The sequence below is a fragment of the Halomonas sp. 3A7M genome (assembly GCF_014897875.1).
Taxonomy (GTDB): Bacteria; Pseudomonadota; Gammaproteobacteria; order Pseudomonadales; family Halomonadaceae; genus Vreelandella.
The window spans coordinates 26,967-49,001 of the sequence record NZ_JABUZD010000035.1 but is presented as its reverse complement, the minus strand read 5'-3'; the positions used below and the strand labels follow the sequence as shown (position 1 = coordinate 49,001).

The window sequence follows — 22,035 nt, the reverse complement described above, 5'->3', positions numbered from 1 at the left end:
GCTCAATACGGTTAGGGCAAGTGGGTCGGTTTAACGGCGCTTACAGTAGTTCTTCACAACTGCGTCGCCGTACGCTATTTAAATCACCATTGGCTGTGCGTTTTTCATAAAGTTATGGGATACGAATATAAGCGAGCCACTAACCTCGCTTAGATGGGTAAGGTCTCTTTCCAGTGCCAGGGCAGTATTGTGTTGAGGTCATCGTCGTTGAGGGTGAGCAGCGTCTCGAATGTGTTAGCCAACGGTTTGCGTATTTGGTTAATCGAAAGTGAACACACAGAGTGGTGTTTGAAGCGCTATTTTTTTCTAGCTGCTTTTCTTTTTCGCATCGGCTTCTTACCCATCCCACGTAAAGCCGAGAAATCACCACCCTCTACTTCAGCGATTAACGCTTTCAGACCATCAGTGAGGGGCTGCATAAAATGCCCGTATCGCATCCGCTTTTCACTGATAGCTTCAAGCTGAGACTCCCAATGTGCGGTCATATCAGGAACGACCATTCGTTTAGGCAGACTGTTCACAAGATGCTTTCCTACCTCTGTCGAGTGGATCTCCTTACCTTTCTTTGTCAGAAACTGCCGCTTGAACAGTAACTCGATGATCCCTGCACGGGTGGCTTCCGTGCCGAGCCCATCTGTATCCCTGAGCACTTTTTTAATTTCAGGGTCTGATACGTACCTCGCTATTCCCGTCATGGCGGAGAGTAATGTTGCATCTGTGAAACGTTTCGGGGGGCTGGTTTGTTTCTCATCCATTTTGCCGTCGATGCAGGTAACAGGATCTCCAGACTTCACGTTGGGAAGAACCACTGACGAAAACTCTGCGTCTTGCTTGTGGTTCTTTTGAGGTGGTAGCAGTGCCTTCCAGCCGTTGGAAATAACTGACTTCTGTTTGGCGATGAACAACCCACCTTCCACCTCGCTGTCAATTTGATGCTCAGCATACTCAAACGGCGGGTAAAACTGTATTAAGTACTGGCGGGCAACAAGCTCGTAGATATTCTTCTCGTCCTGAGACAGACGATCACCTGGGGCGGCTCTAGATGTTGGTATAATTGCGTGGTGCGCGCCTACTTTGGCATCGTTCCACGCCTTGCTCTTCAGGTCGAGGTCAGCCTTTTGAACGCTTTCAGAAAGCGCCGGCGATGTTTTGGCTATCGACTGAGCCACTGTTTGGCGTTCAGCATAATGGCCTTTGGGCAAATACCGACAGTCTGAACGTGGGTAGGTGATCAGTTTATGACGTTCATATAACTTTTGGCATATGTCCAGAGTCTTCTGGGCGTTTAGATTGAAGCGCTTTGATGCATCAATTTGCAGCGATGAAAGACTGTAGGGTAGGGGAGTAGGCTGTTTTTTCTTGTCACGTTTAACTGCGATGACGTTACCTGTATGCCCAGCTACCTTTTGAAGAACGACTTCAGCAAGCTTTCGTGAAAGAACACGTCCTTCCTCGTCAGTGTAAGGCTCACAAGCAGTACTAGGCTTCCATTTTGCTGTAAAAGACTCACCAGCCACTGTCTGAAGCGTTATAAAGACCTCATAAAATGGCTTGGTTATAAAGTTTTCGATTTCTTGGTCTCGGTGAACGACCAGTCCTAATACAGGTGTCTGCACTCTGCCAATCGACAAAACGCCTTTGTACCCAGCGCTTTGGCCAAGAAGGGTGCAAAGGCGAGTCATATTAATACCATAGAGCCAATCGGCCCTTGCCCTTGCCAGGGCGGATGTTGCTAACGGTATGAAGTCAGTGTTCTTGCGAAGATTATTCAACGCCTTCTGAATAGCAGCAGGGTTCATATCGTTAACGAGACAGCGCAACGTAGCTTCGCGCTTTGCTTTATTGGCACCCGAATAATTGATCACTTCATCGACCAGGATCTGCCCGACGCGATCAGGGTCACCCATATTGACCAGCTGGTCAGCTTCTTTAATCAATTTTTTGACGACATTAAACTGTGAGCGGGTTTGGCTTTTGACTTGATGTTTCCACTCGACTGGGATAATCGGCAGGTGCTCTTTTTTCCACTTTTTGTACTCAGGGTCATAAGCATCTGGCTCAGCCTGCTCCAATAAGTGACCAATACACCAGGTTACAACATCACCATTAGCCACCCTGATAAACCCATCATCTTTCTGGTGGGGTTTGGGAAGCACATCTGCAACTGCGCGTCCGACACTCGGCTTTTCGGCAATGTATAGAATCAACTCTTTTTACCTCGCTCAAATCCTACGACTTTTACCTTGTTAAGCTCAGCCTGAAGGGCGTCAATTCTCTCAAGTGCTTCGTAAAGGGAGAACTCTAGATTGGCATTTTTTTCAATAACTTTATCGCAAAAAGACTTGATTTCATCTCTTTGACAGCGGTATTTTTCTTTTAGGCGAGCTTCCTTATCCCGTTGGGCACGAAGGCGATCAAGCTTCTTTGACTTAGTCTTATGAGTATCATTATCTTTATTAATTTTGTTTTTTTCGATAGCTTTTTTAGATTTTATTAAAAAATCTTTGTAATAGTAAATGGCACCAGCACTTAATCCAGCTTCATCATTAATGCGGCTAATATTAATACGACCATCATTTGGTGTTTTCTCAGGTTGTCCTTGTAGCAATCGTTGAAGCGCGACTTCAAGCCGCTGCAATGTATGCTCAGATCTTTCAGTTATTTTTTTTGAATTCTCATTCATAATAAAGAAGCCGAAATTTCACCAGAAAATTTGATATGAGACATTTGGTGTTCATCAAACACTTTTTCAATAGAGCGTATCTCATAGTAAAGCTTTGAAAGTATATTGGGTTGATTTACTTGTGCATCAACCATAGCATTAAACTTATTTATTAATCGTTCTCTGACTTTAATAAGATTAACAGCCTTTTCTTTTGTAACTATTTTATATTGACATGTAGTCATATCACATACTCTATCACAACGTGGATTCGTACAATGACCACTTGGGTGTTCAATAATGGACATGCGTCCCTCTCTTACTTGTGCAGAAATCTCTTCTCTGCTCAGATAAATTGTGGTGCGTGATTTAGAACGTAAATTGAGAATGCGCTTTCCTTCGGGTCCAGCAAGAGTTTCAGCGTCGTTATATATGTAATATAGAGTATCTGTGATATGAGCATAGTTTTCATCGGATATTTCAGATAAAAGATCCTCATCTATCATCATGTCAAAAAAAGAAGCAATATGAGCCTGGTTAGAATACCAAGACGTCATTACGGCATTCATATGTTTGTATTGATATTTTAAATCTATTAAGGATCCAAGTTTGTTGCGTACAAAATAAACTGCAAATGTTCTCCTAAAAGCATGAGGGTGAGGAACTAAAATATCACCTATTTTTAATTCATTTTTTCTTGTGGTGTTTAGTAAATTGAATTCTTTCACATGATCTAAATTTGTTTTGTAATTCAGTGATTTGACATAGTTTCTTATTGAGTCACTAATAGCCTGTCTTCCCACTCTCGGTTGAGTCGCACCGAGAAAAGGCATAGAAATAAATAACGAATTTAAATCATCTAAATTACGTTTTCTCTCATCCTTATGATATGTTTCTTGAGAAAGCTTTGCCTTCCATATTTCCCTTGAGAATTGATAAGCATCCCATAGAAGTTCGATCGCTTTAAGTGCGATAGGTATAGTTACCCAAGATACTGCGCGCTTAACACCTCCCATATTTGGTTTAGTATCAATACCTGTTAATAAGGGAATTACTGTATCGCCATATTTTTTTTCAACATATGAATCTAAGCTAAAAGATTTAATTTCACTGTCCCGACATCCAGTGAATCCTGCTAATAAAATATAGCATGCACCTCTTATCCAAGAAAGCCATTTACCATTCAGGTCTAATTCTATATCATAAAGCTTGTGCTCATGGGCTTTTTTTAGAGCTTTAGTTCTACAGGTGACGTGGTGATAACCTTTATTTTTATAATAGTAAAATTGATTTAAATATATATCATAAAGGCATGAAATTTTTTTTCTAAAAGGGTGGTATTTCTCGATAGTTTTTATTGCAGAGTTAAAATAATATGAGGATATTTCTTCAGGCATAGCCATGGCTTGTTTTGATTGTTCAGAGTTTTCCGACAATTTTCTTGCGAGTAAGTCAATGTTGCCAAAATCTCTTTTTATGTATCCTTTTGTATTTAGCATTACTATAAAAATAAAATAGTTTTTCCAACTTTTAGTTTTTAATTTTTTTGATGATGCTGTTTCTAAAAATAGCCTGTAAGACTTGTCATCTTCAAGGAATTTATAATCAGAACCACCACATTCTTTGATTATTTTTTCAAATATAACAGCTCCGTCACAATAGTTTTTAACTGCGCTTTTGAAAGATTTTAAAGATGCTTCCTGGGTCCTCTGATACACTACTTTTTTTAGAGTCTCCTTGAATTCTCCAGATACTCTGTTTAAATTTAAAGTGTAGTCGTGTTCTAAAAAAATCCATTTATCATCCATGTATTTACTATATGGTTTGCCTGATGAATCATAAGTAACAACTAATTCATGGGAGGTTAAATCTTTATTGCAATCTTTAATTATTCTTGAAGATTTCATTTGTATAGCCTCAAAAGTAAATCTAAATCATCATTATCAGACCATAGTGGATGAGGGCCATCTAAATACTTTTCATAAGCTAGCTTATAAACATTAGGATGCAGGCATTTGATCTTTTCTAAAATATTATTTATGGATGCGTTAACATTAGACAATAGGTTTGAGGGAATAGAGTTTACTGAAGGTCTAGCTAATGACTGCAAAATTATGTCATTGAAAGATAGCATTAACCATATATCTTGCTCTTCTGCAATTACTGCATGAAACTCGCAGCTAAAGCATTCTAAAAATTTATAACAGGCTACATTATCATCTTTTGTTGCCACTTCATTGTAAATCAATGCCTTTTTTAAGTTTTTAGCTTTTTGGCCGTAAGGCATCGTGCATCTAAGGCCACTTGAGCTGCTTGTAGGAATTCTTTCCTGTGAAAGTAATTGACTTTCTCGAATCGGATCTCTGAATTTGTAAGCACTATGCTCAGTTGCCTCATTAAGACTTTTACCCTGAGCTGTTAATCTTCTAATATCGAGAGCTTTAGCTAAAGTTAACTCAATTGTTGTGGGGTCTCCATCTGAATAATTTTTAGATGCTGTTATAGGGGAGTTGTTAAGCCCCTCTGAAACCATCAATAAACTACCTGTAGCACGTATGGTCAATGAAGACTTGGTTTTCCTAAATCTTTGTGAGCTAAGTGAAGGAAGATTTAAATTTTGAAAAACTTTACTAAGATGACTTGCTTCAGTAACAGTCATTTGGTAACTTTTTCCATTAATAATTTTTGGAAAAACATATTCGCTTTTGCTGTTTGTTAATAAACGGCTTATTTTAATCCAGTCGGTTAAAAAGTCTTTGGCTTTACGTCCAAAACCTACGTTTATATGGTTTGTTCTTCCTCCTTGACGACCTTTTACTGTAGAAAATTTATATACTCCTCTTGTAGTTTCTTTAAAAGAAATTTTCGATACATCCGAATGTTTCAGTGAAAAAAGAGAATTTGCATTCACCCCAGTATAGAAGCAAGTGATAAAATAAGCTGCTCTTGAAAGATCAAATTTCCACTGATCCTTGTTTGTATTTGCATGCACCTTTCGAGAGTTTATCTGATGTTTGGTATGCTGAGAGTCGCCTTTTAATGGAAAGACTAGTGGTTTTTGTCGTTGTTTTGTATATTTGGAATAATCTTTGTAGATCACATATAAGCTTTCTAACAAAATTTTTATTTCTTCATCAGTATATGGGGATATAGTGATGCCATCATTAGGAAATTCGTAAAAATATTGACAGCAACAAAAATATAAATTTGGATCAAATTCTTTTAGAAAGGTTTTTAAAACGCTTTGTTTTTGTCGAAGACTTTTTCCTTTTGCACCAGAATGATAGCTTTTTACAAGAGATTTTGTGTATTGCTTTATAGACTCCGTTGTAAATATTTCGTTGTGTTTATGTTTGTCACAGTATCTAAAAAATTCGACTAATTGAGTGAAAATGTTTATTTTACTTCTGACAGTCCTATCCATTCCATTTACAACAGATGTTATTTTATAAACTAAAGTCCTTCTATTCATATCTTCTAAAATAGGCTGAGTTTTAGGCAGTTTTACGCGCCGAGACGGAGTGTCCAGAACTGGGCAGTTTTTGTAGTATAAACGTTCAAAATTAGCTGTTGAATGTCCATCACTAATTATCTTAATCTGCAATTCGATAGGGGTGCTACGATCAAAGATCTTTAGATCGCTTGGTAAAGTGGTTTTTCTTCTTTCATTGCCTCGAAATGACATGCTCTTATCCTTTCAAAACAATATCAATGGCTTCTTCGTATATTTGATTTGCGCTTTTTTCTTGCTTAGAAAATTTAAGATAAGCTAAAAGTGTGGCGCGATGTTTGTGACCCATTACAGCTTGAAGATAATCAAGGGCTTCAGCTTCATTTAGCTCAGATTTTAATAGTTCTTTCAAACGAAAAGCAGCATAAGTAGATCGTAAATTATGATACTTATGTTCAAAATCTATTTTATCGCTGCTAAACGCATTTCGTATCTCACCCCAGCGAGCATCTAAAGTTTTAGATGAAAAAAAATTGCCCCTCTGGTTTATCAAAAGTGGAGGGTTATCAGCTTCGTCGGGATGCTTTAATATGAATTTTCTTTTCCGCTCAATATATCTTGGTGAATTTAAATATTTATGTAATTCATTCATTAATTCTGAAGGAATTTCTGCATGCCGTATACTTCCATTTTTTGTACTTACACCCAGCCTTTGATCAAGTAGTAATCCTTCAGTATGAGTTAAGTATTTTTTTGATAACTGCTCTTTGTCAGGTCGATAAATTTGCTTTGATCTTAGGGTGATAATTTCTTCTCTTCTAAGACCCGAAAAGCGAGCTAGATAGACAGCTAATTTGAACTCAATTGATAGAGGTACACTAACAGCTCCACTTGTTTTTTTAACTATTCCTCTTCTACCTGACTTTAGAAAGTCATCTAGCAGGCTCCACTCATTTGTACTCAGAGGAACCAGGCTCCGTGCAAGCCCATTGAATTTGTAATCTTTCGGAAGTTGTAAGCGGAGATCCGTAGAGTCAACATGTAAGATTTTATTGTTCATAAAATCATGTCGACCGGGTAATTCAACTCTAACAAATTCATAGTTAAAGGGAGGGTTTTCAAACTGATGATTTCTAGCCAAGTAAAACTTATAGAACCTTATCACGACTGACATGTAGCTGTTTGCTGTGCTTCGAGCTATAACTCTATTCTTGAAAGCTTCTCTTAAGTGTTTTTTAAATGCATAGGTGGGCCTCTGTCTGACCGCTGCAGGCATAAAGTCCCAGACATAATTTATGTTCTCAAGAAACGTAAAATAATGAAGTAAGCCCTGCGCTTGAGTATTAACCTCTTTTTTATTTAAGTTGACTTTTAAATGGATTAGCCAGTTATTAGCTACAGTAATGCCTGTTCCGTCTTCTCTATAGAGCAGAGGCATGCGCCCAACAGATCTACCTGTGTCAGGAATTATCGCTACTTTTTTGCAGCCGCGAATATTTTTAGTTTGAAATTTTTGATCTATAAAAAAATCCGGTATTTCCCAAAGAATGAGTGACATCTGGGATCGCCTGTGGTGATTGGTAGACACGGTTATGCCATTTATAATTGCTGATTCTGCTGGTACACCAGTTCTTCTGCATCTGGATTCAGCCAAGATGTCTTGCGCGGCGTGCAGGTGCGCGTAGACCCGCTCCACAGTCCTGGTTTTCTGCGCTTCGGCATAAATCGCATAACACCTGGCCAGAACGGTCACATCTTGATCAGCGTGGCGCTCCGCCGGCGGGATAGCGCTGTGACGATGATTGTGGTTGTAACACTGCACGAAGCCGACCACGCGTTGCTGACAAATCGATATAACCATCAGTTAAGTAATCTGTCCGGTACTTGCAGGTGCGGAACAACGACTCCGAGAAAGTAAGTATTGGTGCCAACAACCAGCGCAACACAGGCGGTACGAAGCTTTGACCCCGCAGTGCGGGCTTCATCGATCAGCTGAATAGCTTGTTGGCGATCTGAGGTGCTGATCATTCGTTCTCGTCCCTCACTGGACAGAGCTCACGTTTAAGCTCTCGGTTATCGTGGCACTCGGTTTTGCGAGCGTCGTGCTTTGCTTGTGAGCTCCATCAATCAGGTCTTCAGATGCATTCACCAGTAGACGACCTGCTTGTCGGGCTTTCTTTCGACAGTCGTACAATGCTGCAACAAGATTGTTTCTTCTTTAGCCACTTCTGAAATTATGAGCTGGGAGCAGTTTCTTGAGGATAGCTTCCCGGCGTTCATCGAAGTGCCTCATTGGAACCTCGTATCGCATCGCCTCTTCAGAGTTTCACAGCCGCTAGGCTTCAACTGGCTGACAGAGGGGGGAGGTGCCTCTCTAAAATTTCACATAATATAGGTAATAAACTTGTAAGATTCAAAGTTCATAGTGAAATCGTAACAGTACGCGGTCTGGATCGCCAGCGTGCACCACGCTGGTGGCCTGCTTAATCAGCTTGCGAATCACTGCCAGTTGCCCTCGCGCCTTGGGGCGCGGCATCAGTTTCCACTGCTGCGGCACAATGGGTAGCCGATCTAGCCGCCACTGTTTATCGGCAGGGTCGTAGGCTTCGGGGGGGGCTTGTTCTAGCAAGTGGCCTAGGCACCAAGTGACGGTGGTGTCGCCGCAAATCATAGCGCCATCCTGGCGTTTTGCGCTGCCGGGCAGTGCGTCGGCTATGGCCCGTGCAAGGCTGGGTTTCTCGGCGATAATCAAGCGCATACAGTGTCTAGCCCTGTCAGATAACAACAAGTTGCCATCTTAGCAGAACCCGCAACAGGTTAGCGTCTAGCTTGTGTGTTAGATGGCGAGTGAGTTGTTTTGTAAATGGATGGATTTATTTCTTTGTATAGTTTTTGTATAAAATTAACAAATTAAGTAAGCTGTCAAAAAGCAATTAATGAGGCGATTTCCATGCGCGAACGCGGCAGAACACGACGTTTATTGGGTCTGGGTGCCCGCACGGGCGGGGCGCTGCTGAAAACTCGTCTAGGTGGCCAAGCGGATTGGCGGGCGCTGGGTGAAGCGCTGTTTGAAGGGCTTTCGGAGCTGAAAGGCCCTGCCATGAAGCTGGCGCAAATTATGTCCCAGTGGGATGACCTGCTGCCCCCCGACCTGGCTAATGAGCTTGCTCGCTTGCAGCGTCAAGCAGAGCCAATGCCTTGGCCGCGTATCCGTGAAGCGTTGGTACTGCAATACGGCGATATTGATCACTACTTTAGCGATATAGAGGAGCGCCCGTTTGCTAGCGCTTCCATGGGGCAGGTGCATAAAGCGGTCACCCATACAGGTGAAACCGTGGTGCTGAAAGTGCAGTACCCTGGGCTTGCGGATGTGTTGGAAAGCGATCTTAAGCAGGTCAAACGGATCATGAGCTTGGGCCGCTGGTTCAAAGTGCCCCAAGCGCGTTTGGATGCGCTGTTTGAAGAGTTGGCTGCGGGGCTGCGTGAAGAGTTGGATTATCACGCCGAAGCACGGGCGCTGGCTCGCTATCGCGAGCGGTATCAGGATAATCCTCGGTTGGTCATACCCGAACCACTGTTTGAGTTATCTGGCCAGCACGTCCTGGCTATGCGTTTTGTAGGCGGTACACCGCTGCGGGATATAGAAAGCACCGATGATGGCACTCGTCAGAAAGTGGCCGTGGCGTTGGCTGATTGGATTACCGAGGAGCTGTTTACCTACGGTGAGCTGCATGCCGACCCCCACGCCGGTAACTTCGCGGCGGATGCGGAAGGTCGCCTGATCATCTACGATTTTGGTGCAGTAATTCCCGTGCCCGAAGCGCGCCTAAAAGCCATGATTCAGCTATTAGATGCCACTCTGGCGCAAGACCCGATGGCCATGGATGAGGCGTTAATGAAAATGGGCGGCCGCCAGGGGCAGGGCGCACCGCTGGCGCTTTATCGAGAATCCGCTGAGTGCGTGTCACCACTATTCTTACCTGGCGAGCAGGACTTCAGCGACGTGCGGGTACACCGCCGACTGCGTGAGTTAACACCAAAAGTGTGGGCTGCCATGGATCGCCTGCAACCGCCTGCGGATACTTTGCTGCTCTCCCGGGCACTGAATGGGCACTACTGGAACTTAGTGCGTCTGCAAGCGCGTCTTGATATGCATAGCCGCACCGAGCCACTGCTAGCCTGGGCGCGTAGTCGCTAACTAATTGCCGCTGCGGGAGCGCCGCCTGTCATGCTAGACTATTGCGCTTTTCAATCGCGTTTTGAAGACAGTGGAGACGGCAATGCTGGCGGTATGGGTCGATCAACTGCTGGGATTTGCCTCTGGGGCACTCTCGGCAATTAGGAAACAGGAACACTACCCCGATTTTATGACCTGGGTACGTGCCGAAGGCGCAGATTCGTTTAATGGCGATGTGGCAACTGCCCAGGCGCTTGCGCCTATTTTATGGTCGCAAACGCCGCTAGAACGGCTTAATTTTGCGAACGAACCGTTGGCTACCCCAGGGCGCAACGAACCTTGCTGGTGTGATTCAGGACGTAAATTCAAACAGTGCTGCTACCGCGTTGACTTCCCCACGGATATCCCTGAGCAGATGATGTGGATGCTTTCCCTGCGTGAGTGGAAAGGCGCAACGCTAAAAGCGGCGCTGGAAAGCCAGCAAGCACCTGCCCAGGCGTTATTAGAAGCCGGGTTAATTGCTGCTGAAAGTGGTCAAACCGGTCGTTCAATGCAGATTCTTGAGTCACTGTTCGACGGCAGTGATTGGTCGCGCTTGCCGGAGCAGGCCGAACCTGCGTTTGAAATTCTGTTAGATATCTATCAAGAGCGTGGCTTTACCCGCAAGCGTGCTGACCTGCTTGATGACGTTATGGAGCGTGGCCCACTGTTTTTACGTGGCGTGGCGCTTGAGCGGTTGTGCCTAATGCACCTGGATAACGACGACTTAGACAGCGCCCGCGCTGCGTTCGTGAAAGCCCAGCAGGCGCTACCGGATTCACCGACGCTAGCCTACATTGAAGCCATGTTGCTGCTGCATGAAGGTCATGAGGAAGAGGCCAAAGAGCGAGCTAACTTCTGGTACCGCCGCTTGGTTCGCCAGGGCGACTTGGATGAAGAGCAGCTCGAATTCCTGGCAGCTCTAGCTGAAAATCCTGGTGCCACTTTGGCCGACCAGTTGTTGAGCGCCGAAGAAGATATGGCGACGCCGCTGGTATCGCTACAGGCGCTGCTGGCGGCACTTCCTATCGCACCGAAGCTGACCATTGAGCAAGATGCCGATTCCGGTAGGTTGCACTACACCACCACTGCTCGCGAAGAAACCCTGTTTGCGGCTTGGCACGAACAGTTTCAGGTCATGGTCGATGAAGAGGTCGCCTTGGGCTTTTGCGATGACCCCTGGGGCAACGCGATAGAGTGGATGTCTGAGCTATGTGCTCACCCAGAATGGTTAGATGCCCCCCAGGTAGTGCAAGATGTAACGTTAGCACTGACCAGCCGCTTTGGTAGCCTGCCGTGGATGGCGCCGAGCCTGCTGGAACCGCTGGCACTGCGCCTTTCTCGCTGGCTTGAGCAGGCCCGTGCAGCCGGTGACGGTAGCCTGTGTTGGGATGATGCCGATAACGCCATGCTGCTGCGTACCGGCCTTGCGCTGGTGGTGGGCATGGAGCGCGGCGCGCGCCAGCACTCCCGCGAGTTGGCTGAAGAGCTGCTAGCCATAGACCAGGAAGACAGTCTTGGCTTAAGAGAGTTGGTACTTGACCAATTGCTGCGTGATGACCGCAATGAAGAAGCGTTAGCGCTCACTGATGAGCCCCAAAAAGATGATGGCTCTTTAGAGTTGGGGTTATTAATGGGCCGTACGCTGGCGCTGTATCGATTGGAAAAGCACGATGCCGCTGAAGCAGCGCTGGCGGATGTGGTCGCTCATAATCGTCATGCGATAGAGCTGTTATGTGCCGAGAACCCGCGGCCTTCAATGCCTCACGCGGATGGTCAGGTCGATCCCGGCTCCCGTGCGGAAGCGTGGCAGTATCGTACATTGATGCGTGACCAGTGGCGCACCACGCCAGGCGCGCTGGCGTGGTTGGCGGATCACCGCTAGCTTTATTTTGCCTCTGCGATCACTGGGGTAGGCACCAACTGCTTATCCCGGCTGATCCAGATGGCTAGCAGAATGGCGGGTAAACCGAGCAGAGTGGCCACTATGAAGAAAGTGGCGTATCCCTGAGCCGTGACAACCAGCCCGCCAAAACCGCTCAGAAACTTCCCTGGTAACGTCATTAGCGACGAAAACAGTGCGTATTGGGTGGCGGTATAAGCCCGCGACGTTAAGCTGGAAAGAAACGCAATAAAGACAGCGCTGGCTAAGCCATTGGCAAGATTATCGCCAATAATGGTGACGACCAGCATAGGGAGTTGGTTGCCTATCAATGCTAATGCGGCAAACAGCAGGTTGGTCACCATGACAAAGCCTGCGCCAATGATCAGCAGTGGCCCAATGCCGTAGCGAGCAACCAGCAAGCCGCCAAGAATGCCCCCTGTTATACTCATGGCAATACCAAAAATATTGGTGACGTTGGCGATGGTGGCCAGTGAAAAGCCTAAATCGATATACAGCGGATTTGCCATAGAGGCCATGGCAAGGTCGCTAATTCGGAACACCGCGATAAACACTAAAATGCCCAACGCCTTCACCCCATAGCGGTGGAAGAAGTCGGTAAAAGGGCACACAATGGCACCAATCACCCAAGCACCTAGACGTCGCAAAGCTTTCGGTTGGCCACGGCTGGCACGAATGAAGGCGCGTACCTTGGGTTCGTGAATGAGCTGAACCGTCAGCGAGGCGCGCTTTGGTTCAGGTCGAATCAGCACGGTGAGCACGCCAATGCCCACAAGCGCCGCCATACACAGATACGCTGCGTTCCAGGAAATCGCTGATGCCACATACAGCGCCCCGGCACCTGCCGCTAATAGCCCCCCGCGGTAACCGATAATGTAAGTAGAGGCCATCGCTGCTTGTACATCGTCATCCGCGGATTCGATGCGATACGCGTCGATGGCGATATCCTGGGTGGCCGAGCCAAAGGCTATCAGCAGCGCAAAGGCTGCTACCCAGCCTAGGTTGCCTACGGGACTGACTCCCGCTAAGCCCATCAACCCTGCCGCAATCATCCCCTGGGCAAGCAGCATCCAGCCACGCCGCTGGCCAAACGTGCGGGTTAAGATCGGCAGGGCAAGTCGGTCAACGATAGGTGCCCAAAAAAACTTGATTGAGTAGAGCATGCCAATCCAGGCGAAGAAGCCAATGGCGGCCACTTCAACGCCGTCACTGCGTAGCCATGCAGAGAGAGTGGAAAACACTAGCAAAAAAGGTAAGCCTGCTGAAAAACCTAGAAACAGCATGGTGATGACAGGTGCACGACAGTAAATACCTAACGCATCCAGCCAGCTGCGCTGGGGAGTAGGGGTGGGCATATTGGTTAACACTCCAGGAAAGAAAACGTCTGCATCGAGGCCCGCTAAAAACCGCTCAGTGGTAGACTAGGCCTGATATCCATGACAAAGCCGATAGCTTACCGGAGAGGAGTTTTCAATGTCGATTACAGCCCATCAAGTAGTCACTTTACACTACGTGTTAAGCGATGTGCTTAGCGATGGCAGTACCCGCGTGCTAGATGACTCCAACGCACGTGATAAGCCCTTAGAGTACCTCCATGGACACGATAATATTTTGCCCGGTTTAGAGAGTGCTCTGGAAGATAAAGCCGCTGGAGATGAGCTGCGTGTCACGCTTGCGCCTGCTGATGCCTACGGCATCCGTAATGAAGACTTGGTGCAACAGGTGAGTCGTGGGTCGTTTGGCAGCGCAGCGCTTGAACCCGGTAGCCGTTTCCAAACAGAAGGTGAAGCAGGCCCGCAAATTGTCACGGTGGTTAGTGTTGATGGGGACATGGTGACGGTCGATACAAATCATCCGCTGGCAGGCCATACGCTTCGCTATCAAGTCAACGTGCTGGAGGTGCGTGATGCAACCCGTGCAGAGCTGGCGAAAGGCCACCCTCTACCGCCGGGAACCGAACACAGCAAAGTAGAAGATCGAAAAGTGCTTTAGCAGCAAGTTTTAGGGGCTTTAAGTTTCACAGACTTTAAGTTTCACAGGCCTTAAATCTTCAGCGTGCTCAAAATTGACAGTGTATTTTAAAGCTGCAGCGTATTTTAAGCGTTAAAAACTGACCCATATCAAGTTCCTGATGGGCCGCAAATAACCCCGCTGAAAAGCTTGACCCAGGTCAGCTTCCTGCCGCGATTAACGCACTAGGATGGTGTCATACATCACGGCAGGAGGGGATCACCATGTATTGGGATGATGCTGTTATTTTCGGTCTAGTTACTGTCGCGTTAATGATTGCTTTCATGGTTGGTTGGGTAGGTTTTATTGTACGCGACCACCTCCGTAAGGATGAACGTAAAAAGCATTAACGCCGTTGTGGTGACCGTCGTCAGGGGAGGGAGCTTGCTTTTAACAGCGAGCTTCCTGTTGCCGGCCCAGTTGGGTCGGCTTTTTTATTAATTAAAACTATGTTTTCGAGTATTCGCATTAATCGTCTGGTAAAGTACCTAGTTGTACAATAAGGCATTGTACCGCAAGGAAGCCATTTGCCATGAATGCTGCTAATTCAATCGTTGCCATACGCTGTTGCGCTCATCATTATCCCAAAGCTAGTGTTGCCTGTATTCTTCTATTACTTAGCTGGCTATCAGTGCCGGTCTATGCTCAAGCATTAAGCGTCATTAATGGTGAAAAAACCACAGCACTCTCTCTTAATGAGTTACGTCAACAATCTACGATTACCTCGCCAGTATTTGATCCTTTTCAAGGCCGAGAACTAGAGATGCATGGGCTTGAATTCCGTCGCTTTCTCATTAATCAGTTTGGCGAAGTTCCTCCCGCATTGCACTTTACGACATGGGATGATTACGAAGTGACGTTAGATGGCTGGGATGATCCTAAGTGGTTAATGGTCACGGCAGAGAGTGGAGAGCCACTTACATTGCGTTCGCGGGGGCCATTGCGGCTGGTTGATCTGGCTTATAATGATCAGCGTGATATCAAGAGCCTGCGTGAGTTCAACGACTGGATATGGATGATTCGAAGTATTGAGGCCCGTTGGTGATCATTGAGCCGCCGCCTTCTCCACCTGCCGTACCACTGCCACCCCCCGTTCCTTTCGCTAGGAAGCGCCGCTATGTAACGTGGTTATCATTGAGCCTCATGAGTTTTATGGCATTGATGGTAGTTATTGTTTATGAGGCGCGCTGGGTATATCCCGAAATACAGGCTTACTTCAGCCAGACAGGCAATTTGACAGGGCAGCAATTGGCTACCAGGTCTCGGGCATATTTACAGCTCGCCCAACAACATTTGTTAAGCGAACAGCCCTTTGACGATGAACAGCGACAAACGGTTAGGCTTAATCTCGATCTTGCCTATGGGCTAATTGATGTCGAGGTATATCGTCAAAGGTACAGCTGTACCCAGCCGAGTTTACAAACCCTCAATTTACTAACAGAGCGCCTTACAGAAACTACCGTGACACCGTTTGATGCTGCAGCTGAACTGTTGGGCCCAATTGATTGTTTAACGAACATTGAGATGAATCAGCTCGACCTGCGTGGTATGGCAATTAATGAGTTTTCCGAAAGCACCCGACGGTATAATCAGATTCTCACCTATTCGAGCATGGTGATTTTTGCACTAGGGCTGCTGTTTTGGGTAATGCATGAGCGTCAGTTACGGCGTACAGAGCGTGCGACTAAGCAAACCATAGCCTGGATGCAGCATGCGATGCGTGATCCGCTGACGGGGATAGGTAACCGCAGTGCGCTGCATCAGGATGTCGCTACCAAAGAAGGGGCTGCGCTTGCTTTGATCTTGGTCGATATCGACTTCTTTAAGCAGTACAACGATTCATTGGGACATCCTGAGGGGGATCAACTGTTACGGCGCTTAGCCAGTCTGCTGAAATATGTACTGGGAGCAGAGGCAAAACTATACCGATTAGGCGGGGATGAGTTTGCCGCAGTATTGCCTTGTGATGATGATGCGTTATTGATTGGCTACTGTGATCAATTAACGTCTGTTTTAGAGCAGGCTGATTTCAAACACCCCGCGCACCCGCACAATGAAAGGGTCACCTTGAGTATTGGGGCAGTATGCTTTACCGCAGGGGATGCGACCTTTCCAAGTGCCTATAAAGCTGCTGATAAGGCGCTTTACCGAGTAAAGAGCGCCGGCCGTAATGGTTGGCAAATTACTGCAGCTGCATAATGTTTCCACAAAACGCTGAGTGTAGTTAAAAAAAGTAAACAATGGGAAAGTGACGCTCAGCCGGTGGTTTGCTGTGTGCTTCGAGGCTAGGATTGTTTTTAAAACAGTGTTTCATAACCTTTCTAGCGATTAATCCGGAGTGCTGATATGAGCAATGAAGCCGATTCCCTGCTGAGTAAACGGCGTTCACGACGTCAAGTGCTAGCAAGTTTAGGGCTTGGTGCCGCTGCACTTTACGTGGCCCCTACGCTGTTTTCCATGGGGCAAGCTGAAGCGCGTGAACATCACCATTCCCGTTCACGTTATTCAAGACATAGCTATTCAAGGCCAAGCTATTCAAGACCCCATTATTCTAAACCCAGGCATTCACGTCCCCATCATTCACGTCCTTACTACGCTCGCCCACAGCGCTCCCGCTGGGATGGAGACGCTGTGATTGAGATTCGCATAAGCCGCTTATTACCTCGCTGGTAAGGGGTGGGTGCCGTGTCTACCACTTCGATTGCTGTCGATTATGCGTTGGAAAATGTTGGCCCTTGCATACGCTTGATTGATGCAGAGCGGCTACTGCCAGTGATTCATCAAGCCATGCCAGGCTGGCGGCTAACGCCCTGTGAGGCTCAACAGCACGCACCCTCTATTTGTGTTTGGCGGCATCCTAATGGTTACTGGCAGGAAGCGCCGGCCCTGCCGGGAGGCATGTTATTAGATACACCTGCAGGAACCGCATGCAGCGTGATTGCTGATTTAGCGGGGGCTTATCTTCGACATCATCCTGAGCATATTGGGCTTCACTGTGGGGCGGTAGAGGTTAATCAACAGCTAGTAATATTTCCGGATAGTCATCGGGCGGGTAAAAGTACGCTCACGGCGGCGTTCGCCGCGGCAGGTTATCGGGTGTTTGGCGATGATGTGCTGGCACTCAATAGTTGTGGTGAAGGGATAGCGCTGGGCGTTGCACCTAGACTGCGCTTGCCGTTGCCAGAGACCCTTGCGCCGGAGTTTCATCAGTTTGTTGCTAACCACCTAGGGCCTCATGATGATCGCTATGGCTACCTGGCGTTAAACGAGCAGCAGCTGGCATCGCATGGAGTGCGTTGTCCGCTAGGCGCCGTACTGCTTATTGAGCGCGATGAATCGCTCAGTGAGCCACAGCTGGTTCGTCTGCAGCCGGGAGATGGGTTATGGCAGTTGTTGCAGCAGAATTTCGCTGAGCATGAGTCGGATCAAACCTTGATTGAGCGTTTTTTGCCACTCTTAAAAGATTTACCGTGTTTTTTAATGCGTTACCGAGATGCTTACGAAGCGGCAACGTGGCTAGCAACTGAGATAAATAGCGATGGATTTCTTGACGGTGCTGTGGCGACGAGTCCGTGTCGTCGTCAAACTGAGTCGGAGGCGTTCAAACAGCGCCAGGTGCTGGCAGCAAACGACACGCGCAGGTGGCAAATCAGCCCGGTGGCTCACGAGTTTCCATTGGGTGAAGAGCTGTTCGTCATTGCTAAAGAGGGCGGCGAAATCCATCGTTTGAATGTGACGAGTAGAGCCGTGTGGGCACTGCTGCAGCATGAGGCTCTATGCCAAGATGAAATTATTGATACCTTGATGGCTTTTTTTGTTGGCGCTAGCAGGCAAAGTATCAAGCGAGATATCTGCCAGTTATTGGGCCAATTAGTCAGCTTGGGATTAGTGCAGCCTGTCGCCGATTAGCGCTGGCACTGGCGAGGCACCCCAACTGATGATGCCTGCCAGTGTCTCTTTTATTGGCCACGATGCAGTTCTAGTCGTGGCCGTTATAAACGGTTAGGCGCTGATCAGTCCTGCTTTTTCGCGTAGGAAATCAACAATTGTGTCAGCCGGAACCATGGTCGCTTCGCTATCCCTGCGGCCTTTGTATTCCAGTTCGCCGTTATCCAAACCACGATCACCAATCACTAAACGGTGAGGCACACCCATAAGCTCCAGGTCTGCAAACTTGACGCCGGGACGCGTGTCGCGGTCATCAAGCAACACGTCTAAGCCAGCCGCTGTTAGCGCTTGATAGAGACGTTCGGACTCTTCGCGCACACGTTGTGATTTGTGGGCATTCATCGGCACCAACGCTACTTGGAACGGTGCGATAGCGTTTGGCCAGATAATGCCTGAATCATCATGGTTTTGCTCAATGGCGGCAGCGACCACACGGGTAACACCGATGCCATAGCAGCCCATCCACGGATGGCTGGTTTTGCCGTTGTCGCCCAGCACCGTCGCGTTCATTGCTTCGGAGTACTTTTGTCCAAGCTGGAAGACGTGGCCTACTTCAATACCACGTTTGATAGACAGCGTGCCTTTGCCGTCCGGCGACGGGTCACCTTCGGCAACGTTACGTAGATCGGCAACTTGGGGCAGCGCCACGTCACGCCCCCAGTTAATGCCGAAGTAGTGCTTGCCATCGATGTTTGCGCCCGCACCAAAGTCACTCATAAGCGCCACGCTGTGATCAATAATGATCGGCATGTTTAGGCCAACGGGGCCAAGTGAGCCTGGGCCAGCGCCAACCACGGCGCGGATTTCTTCTTCGTTCGCCATGGTGAGCGGAGCGGCTACCTGGGGCAGGTTTTCAGCTTTGACTTCATTAAGCTCATGATCACCACGGATTAGCAGGGCAATCAAACCACCTTCAGCGGCATGCACCATGAGTGTCTTGATGGTTTTCTCAATCGGCAGGCCATGCTGCTCTACCAGGGCGGCAATTGTCTTAGCGTTGGGCGTATCGACCAGATGCATCTCTTCGCTGGGGGCTGCACGCTCGGCGTTGCTGCCTAGCGGCGCGGGCAGAGCCTCAGCTTTTTCCATATTAGCGGCGTAATCGGAGGCGTTAGAGAACACAATATCATCTTCGCCTGATTCCGCCAGCACGTGGAATTCATGAGAACCCGTGCCGCCAATCGAGCCGTTATCAGCAATCACAGGACGGAAATCGAGACCCAGGCGAGTGAAGATGCGTGTATAGGCATCATACATCGTCTGGTAAGTCTCTTTGAGGGAGGCTTCGTCCAGGTGGAAGGAGTAAGCATCCTTCATAATGAATTCCCGAGAACGCATCACCCCAAAGCGCGGGCGAATCTCGTCACGGAACTTAGTTTGGATTTGGTAAAAATTAACCGGCAGTTGCTTGTAGCTGGCAATCTCTTTGCGCACCAAATCAGTAATGACTTCCTCATGGGTCGGGCCTACGCAGTAGTCACGCTCGTGGCGATCTTTCAGGCGTAGTAGCTCCGGGCCGTACTGCTCCCAACGGCCAGACTCTTGCCATAGGTCAGCGGGTTGCACGGCGGGCATTAATACTTCCTGAGCGCCGGCACGGTTCATCTCTTCGCGGACAATGGCTTCAACCTTACGCAGCGTGCGTAGGCCAAGCGGCAGCCACGTATAGAGGCCAGAGGTAAGACGACGGATCATACCGGCGCGCAGCATTAACTGGTGGCTGATGACTTCAGCGTCGGCCGGGGTTTCTTTTAATGTCGCAATCAATAATTGGCTGGCGCGCATGGGCGTGAGCATTCCTTGTTGGTAGGGGTGATGCTTAATCGTTTAGTAATGTAGCGCTTAAACTAGCGCTGAATGCGGCATTGTACGGCTAAGCGAGTAAGGCGGCAAAACCCTACGTTAACAGCTTGGCGTGTGCTGGTAAGCAAATGTGTTAAACTTGCCCGGTTTTGTGGCTCGATAGCAGTGGGCAAACAGCCGCATCTTCTCCAGCTATCGGTACGTTAGGACTTTGAGGGAACCTTCATGCAGCAAGCAGTACGCCGTTGGTTAACGGGGGCCATTGTTGGTGTCTCCATTGTAACGTTAAGTGGTTGTGGAACGCTTTTTCATCCTGAGCGTAAAGGGCAAATGAGCGGTAATATTGACCCAGTGGTGGCGATCGCTAACGGTGTCGGCTTACTGTTTTTTATTGTGCCGGGCGTTATCGCTTATGCCGTGGATTTCTCTAATGGCACTATCTACTTACCAAGTGCGAGCAGTGCGTCGGTAGATATTCACCACTTAGACGACGCTATGGACGTAGCTTCGCTGGAAAAGCTGCTGTCAGATAAAGCGGGACAGCCGGTTAGCTTGGAAAACGAATTGTTGATGATGGAAGAAGTGGCCAGCCTGGATGAAGCGTTAGCCATGGTGCGGATGTCGGGCGTACTGGATGAAGAACGCCTCGCGACGATGTAATGCGTAATGGCCTCATATGTAAAGGCAGATAGCGCTGAACAGAAATAATAAAATGCCCCCAGTAGTGAACGCTCTGGGGGCATTTTTTATCGTATTGCTATTACATGAATAGTTATCGCATGAATAACATACCGCTAATGATTTGAAGCCTTTGTCAGCTTTAGTACCACCAAGCCCGCCACAAGCCCCCAGAATGCGCCGCCGATACCTAACAAGGTGATGCCAGAGCCGGTAAGTAAAAAGGTAACAATGGCGGCATCTCGTTGCCCGCTATTTTCAAATGCATTCGCTAACCCACCGCTTAATGTGCCAAGTAACGCTATACCAGCCAGCGACATAACTAGGACACCGGGAAGCGCATTGAAGATACCGGTAACTGTGCCGCCAAAGATGCCCATCGCGATATAGAACACGCCCGCTGCAACGCCTGCGGTATAGCGTTTAAGAGGATTCGTATGGGCATCAGGCCCTATGCATACCGCGGCGCTAATGGCCGCCATGTTGAATGCATAGCCACCAAAAGGGGCAAGTAACAGCGTTGCAGCCCCTGTCCAACTAATGAGCGGCGAACTGTTTGGCTGATAGCCTGCTGCCCGTAGCACGGCTACGCCAGGTAAATTTTGAGTCGCCATGGTAATGACAAACAGGGGGATGCCAATGCTGATCAGCGTTGTCAACGAAAAGGCAGGCGCAGTGAAAACCGGTACGGTAGGTGCTAGCGGAATGCTGTGTACGTTAAGTTGACCCTGCCAAAGGGCAATAGCAATGCCGATTAACAGCACGCCAGGCACTGCGAGCGTTGGCCATAGGCGCCGACCTGCTACCCAAGCGGCCAACATGGCCAGTGGTAGCAGCCATTGGCTTTCCATAACGTTAAACAACTCTAGGCCAAAGCGCAGCAGAATACCTGCCAGTAGAGCCGAGGCGATTGCGCTGGGAATGTAGCGCATCAAGCGCTCGAATAAACCTGTTACGCCGCAGAGCGTAATGAGCAGCGCGGAGAAGAGGAAGGCACCGATCGCTTCATCAAGTGGAATGCCAGGAAGATTCGTCGCCAAAAACGCCGCGCCTGGCGTTGACCACGCAGTCAATAAAGGCATCCGGTAGCGCAGCGATAGTCCTATCGAGGTAATGCCCATGCCAATGCCCAATGCCCACAGCCAAGAGCTGATTTGCGCAGTGCTGGCGCCCGCCGCGGCTGCCGCCTGGAAAATGATGGCCGCTGAGCTTGTATAACCAATAGTGACCGCAACGAAACCTGCAGTGACGGCCGAGAGGCTAATGTCTCGCCAGAAAGGAGTTCTATGGCTTCCAGCGGGCTGTAGAGTTGGTGGCGCCTCCATAGTGTTACCTCGTTTACGTTGGGTGGCGTGCGCTATAGC

Annotated in this window: 18 protein-coding genes and 1 pseudogene; 9 read left to right on the top strand and 10 right to left on the bottom strand. The window is 47.9% G+C overall.

All coding sequences use genetic code 11. From position 1 onward, the window contains the following. Positions 1–296 precede the first annotated feature (296 nt). From INT19_RS02800 to INT19_RS02770, 7 genes and pseudogenes are all read right to left on the bottom strand, one after another. Positions 297–2,207 carry a DNA topoisomerase III gene (locus tag INT19_RS02800; protein WP_193059637.1) on the bottom strand — a complete coding sequence of 637 codons (1,911 nt, stop codon included), beginning with the start codon at positions 2,205–2,207 and terminating at the stop codon, positions 297–299. Then, complete coding sequence (locus INT19_RS02795; protein WP_193059636.1) at positions 2,204–2,683, bottom strand: hypothetical protein; 480 nt, start codon at positions 2,681–2,683, stop codon at positions 2,204–2,206. The genes INT19_RS02800 and INT19_RS02795 overlap by 4 nt, the downstream gene beginning before the upstream one ends. After that, positions 2,680–4,569, bottom strand: a complete 1,890-nt coding sequence (locus INT19_RS02790; protein WP_226916907.1) for a hypothetical protein — start codon at positions 4,567–4,569, stop codon at positions 2,680–2,682. The genes INT19_RS02795 and INT19_RS02790 overlap by 4 nt, the downstream gene beginning before the upstream one ends. Further along, positions 4,566–6,347, bottom strand: a complete 1,782-nt coding sequence (locus tag INT19_RS02785) for a site-specific integrase (RefSeq protein ID WP_193059635.1) — start codon at positions 6,345–6,347, stop codon at positions 4,566–4,568. The genes INT19_RS02790 and INT19_RS02785 overlap by 4 nt, the downstream gene beginning before the upstream one ends. A gap of 4 nt (positions 6,348–6,351) precedes the next feature. Further along, positions 6,352–7,671, bottom strand: a complete 1,320-nt coding sequence (locus INT19_RS02780) for a site-specific integrase (protein ID WP_193059634.1) — start codon at positions 7,669–7,671, stop codon at positions 6,352–6,354. 302 nt (positions 7,672–7,973) lie between these two features. Continuing rightward, positions 7,974–8,141 (bottom strand): hypothetical protein, encoded by a 168-nt coding sequence (locus INT19_RS02775; protein WP_193059633.1) that lies wholly within the window; start codon positions 8,139–8,141, stop codon positions 7,974–7,976. 415 nt (positions 8,142–8,556) lie between these two features. Further along, positions 8,557–8,871 (bottom strand): annotated as a pseudogene (locus INT19_RS02770) (toprim domain-containing protein); the annotation flags it as partial. A gap of 192 nt (positions 8,872–9,063) precedes the next feature. On the opposite strand from INT19_RS02770, the gene INT19_RS02765 reads away from it, so the two are divergent. Both INT19_RS02765 and INT19_RS02760 read left to right on the top strand, forming a co-directional pair. Beyond that, positions 9,064–10,311, top strand: coding sequence for an ABC1 kinase family protein (locus INT19_RS02765; protein WP_193059632.1), 1,248 nt, complete (start codon positions 9,064–9,066; stop codon positions 10,309–10,311). A gap of 82 nt (positions 10,312–10,393) precedes the next feature. Then, on the top strand, positions 10,394–12,214 hold the full coding sequence (locus INT19_RS02760) for an SEC-C metal-binding domain-containing protein (RefSeq protein WP_193059631.1): 1,821 nt from the start codon (positions 10,394–10,396) through the stop codon (positions 12,212–12,214). 2 nt (positions 12,215–12,216) lie between these two features. Here INT19_RS02760 and INT19_RS02755 read toward each other — a convergent pair whose 3' ends face one another. Next, a complete protein-coding gene (locus INT19_RS02755; protein WP_193059630.1) occupies positions 12,217–13,587 on the bottom strand; it encodes an AmpG family muropeptide MFS transporter in 1,371 nt (456 codons plus the stop codon). Positions 13,588–13,705: 118 nt separating this feature from the next. On the opposite strand from INT19_RS02755, the gene INT19_RS02750 reads away from it, so the two are divergent. From INT19_RS02750 to INT19_RS02730, 6 genes are all read left to right on the top strand, one after another. Next, positions 13,706–14,224, top strand: a complete 519-nt coding sequence (locus tag INT19_RS02750) for an FKBP-type peptidyl-prolyl cis-trans isomerase (RefSeq protein ID WP_193059629.1) — start codon at positions 13,706–13,708, stop codon at positions 14,222–14,224. Between the two features lie 242 nt (positions 14,225–14,466). Then, a complete protein-coding gene (ccoM, locus tag INT19_RS19820) occupies positions 14,467–14,592 on the top strand; it encodes a cytochrome c oxidase subunit CcoM (RefSeq protein ID WP_269768700.1) in 126 nt (41 codons plus the stop codon). A gap of 182 nt (positions 14,593–14,774) precedes the next feature. Next, complete coding sequence (locus tag INT19_RS02745) at positions 14,775–15,287, top strand: hypothetical protein (RefSeq protein WP_089038550.1); 513 nt, start codon at positions 14,775–14,777, stop codon at positions 15,285–15,287. 107 nt (positions 15,288–15,394) lie between these two features. After that, complete coding sequence (locus tag INT19_RS02740; protein ID WP_319022057.1) at positions 15,395–16,441, top strand: GGDEF domain-containing protein; 1,047 nt, start codon at positions 15,395–15,397, stop codon at positions 16,439–16,441. Between the two features lie 277 nt (positions 16,442–16,718). Continuing rightward, a complete protein-coding gene (locus INT19_RS02735) occupies positions 16,719–16,877 on the top strand; it encodes a hypothetical protein (protein ID WP_193059628.1) in 159 nt (52 codons plus the stop codon). 50 nt (positions 16,878–16,927) lie between these two features. Beyond that, the gene (locus INT19_RS02730) at positions 16,928–18,151 is read left to right on the top strand and encodes a PqqD family peptide modification chaperone (RefSeq protein ID WP_193059627.1); all 1,224 of its coding nucleotides are present in this window, start codon (positions 16,928–16,930) and stop codon (positions 18,149–18,151) included. A gap of 93 nt (positions 18,152–18,244) precedes the next feature. On the opposite strand, the gene INT19_RS02725 is transcribed toward INT19_RS02730, so the two are convergent. Continuing rightward, positions 18,245–19,975, bottom strand: a complete 1,731-nt coding sequence (locus INT19_RS02725; RefSeq protein WP_193059626.1) for a proline--tRNA ligase — start codon at positions 19,973–19,975, stop codon at positions 18,245–18,247. A gap of 243 nt (positions 19,976–20,218) precedes the next feature. Between INT19_RS02725 and INT19_RS02720 the strand changes: the two genes are divergently transcribed. After that, positions 20,219–20,653, top strand: coding sequence for a hypothetical protein (locus tag INT19_RS02720; protein ID WP_193059625.1), 435 nt, complete (start codon positions 20,219–20,221; stop codon positions 20,651–20,653). A 134-nt stretch (positions 20,654–20,787) separates the two neighbouring features. Here INT19_RS02720 and INT19_RS02715 read toward each other — a convergent pair whose 3' ends face one another. After that, positions 20,788–21,996, bottom strand: coding sequence for a benzoate/H(+) symporter BenE family transporter (locus INT19_RS02715; protein WP_226912513.1), 1,209 nt, complete (start codon positions 21,994–21,996; stop codon positions 20,788–20,790). Positions 21,997–22,035 lie beyond the last annotated feature (39 nt).

What these genes read in the sequence shown, in the direction of transcription:
- ccoM (WP_269768700.1), top strand. Translation starts at nt 14,467, where the DNA reads ATGTATTGGGATGATGCTGTTATTTTCGGTCTAGTTACTGTCGCGTTA.
- INT19_RS02785 (WP_193059635.1), bottom strand. Translation starts at nt 6,347, where the DNA reads ATGTCATTTCGAGGCAATGAAAGAAGAAAAACCACTTTACCAAGCGAT.
- INT19_RS02775 (WP_193059633.1), bottom strand. Translation starts at nt 8,141, where the DNA reads ATGATCAGCACCTCAGATCGCCAACAAGCTATTCAGCTGATCGATGAA.
- INT19_RS02795 (WP_193059636.1), bottom strand. Translation starts at nt 2,683, where the DNA reads ATGAATGAGAATTCAAAAAAAATAACTGAAAGATCTGAGCATACATTG.
- INT19_RS02740 (WP_319022057.1), top strand. Translation starts at nt 15,395, where the DNA reads ATGGCATTGATGGTAGTTATTGTTTATGAGGCGCGCTGGGTATATCCC.
- INT19_RS02780 (WP_193059634.1), bottom strand. Translation starts at nt 7,671, where the DNA reads ATGTCACTCATTCTTTGGGAAATACCGGATTTTTTTATAGATCAAAAA.
- INT19_RS02725 (WP_193059626.1), bottom strand. Translation starts at nt 19,975, where the DNA reads ATGCGCGCCAGCCAATTATTGATTGCGACATTAAAAGAAACCCCGGCC.
- INT19_RS02720 (WP_193059625.1), top strand. Translation starts at nt 20,219, where the DNA reads ATGCAGCAAGCAGTACGCCGTTGGTTAACGGGGGCCATTGTTGGTGTC.
- INT19_RS02760 (WP_193059631.1), top strand. Translation starts at nt 10,394, where the DNA reads ATGCTGGCGGTATGGGTCGATCAACTGCTGGGATTTGCCTCTGGGGCA.
- INT19_RS02745 (WP_089038550.1), top strand. Translation starts at nt 14,775, where the DNA reads ATGAATGCTGCTAATTCAATCGTTGCCATACGCTGTTGCGCTCATCAT.
- INT19_RS02765 (WP_193059632.1), top strand. Translation starts at nt 9,064, where the DNA reads ATGCGCGAACGCGGCAGAACACGACGTTTATTGGGTCTGGGTGCCCGC.
- INT19_RS02790 (WP_226916907.1), bottom strand. Translation starts at nt 4,569, where the DNA reads ATGAAATCTTCAAGAATAATTAAAGATTGCAATAAAGATTTAACCTCC.
- INT19_RS02755 (WP_193059630.1), bottom strand. Translation starts at nt 13,587, where the DNA reads ATGCCCACCCCTACTCCCCAGCGCAGCTGGCTGGATGCGTTAGGTATT.
- INT19_RS02750 (WP_193059629.1), top strand. Translation starts at nt 13,706, where the DNA reads ATGTCGATTACAGCCCATCAAGTAGTCACTTTACACTACGTGTTAAGC.
- INT19_RS02715 (WP_226912513.1), bottom strand. Translation starts at nt 21,996, where the DNA reads ATGGAGGCGCCACCAACTCTACAGCCCGCTGGAAGCCATAGAACTCCT.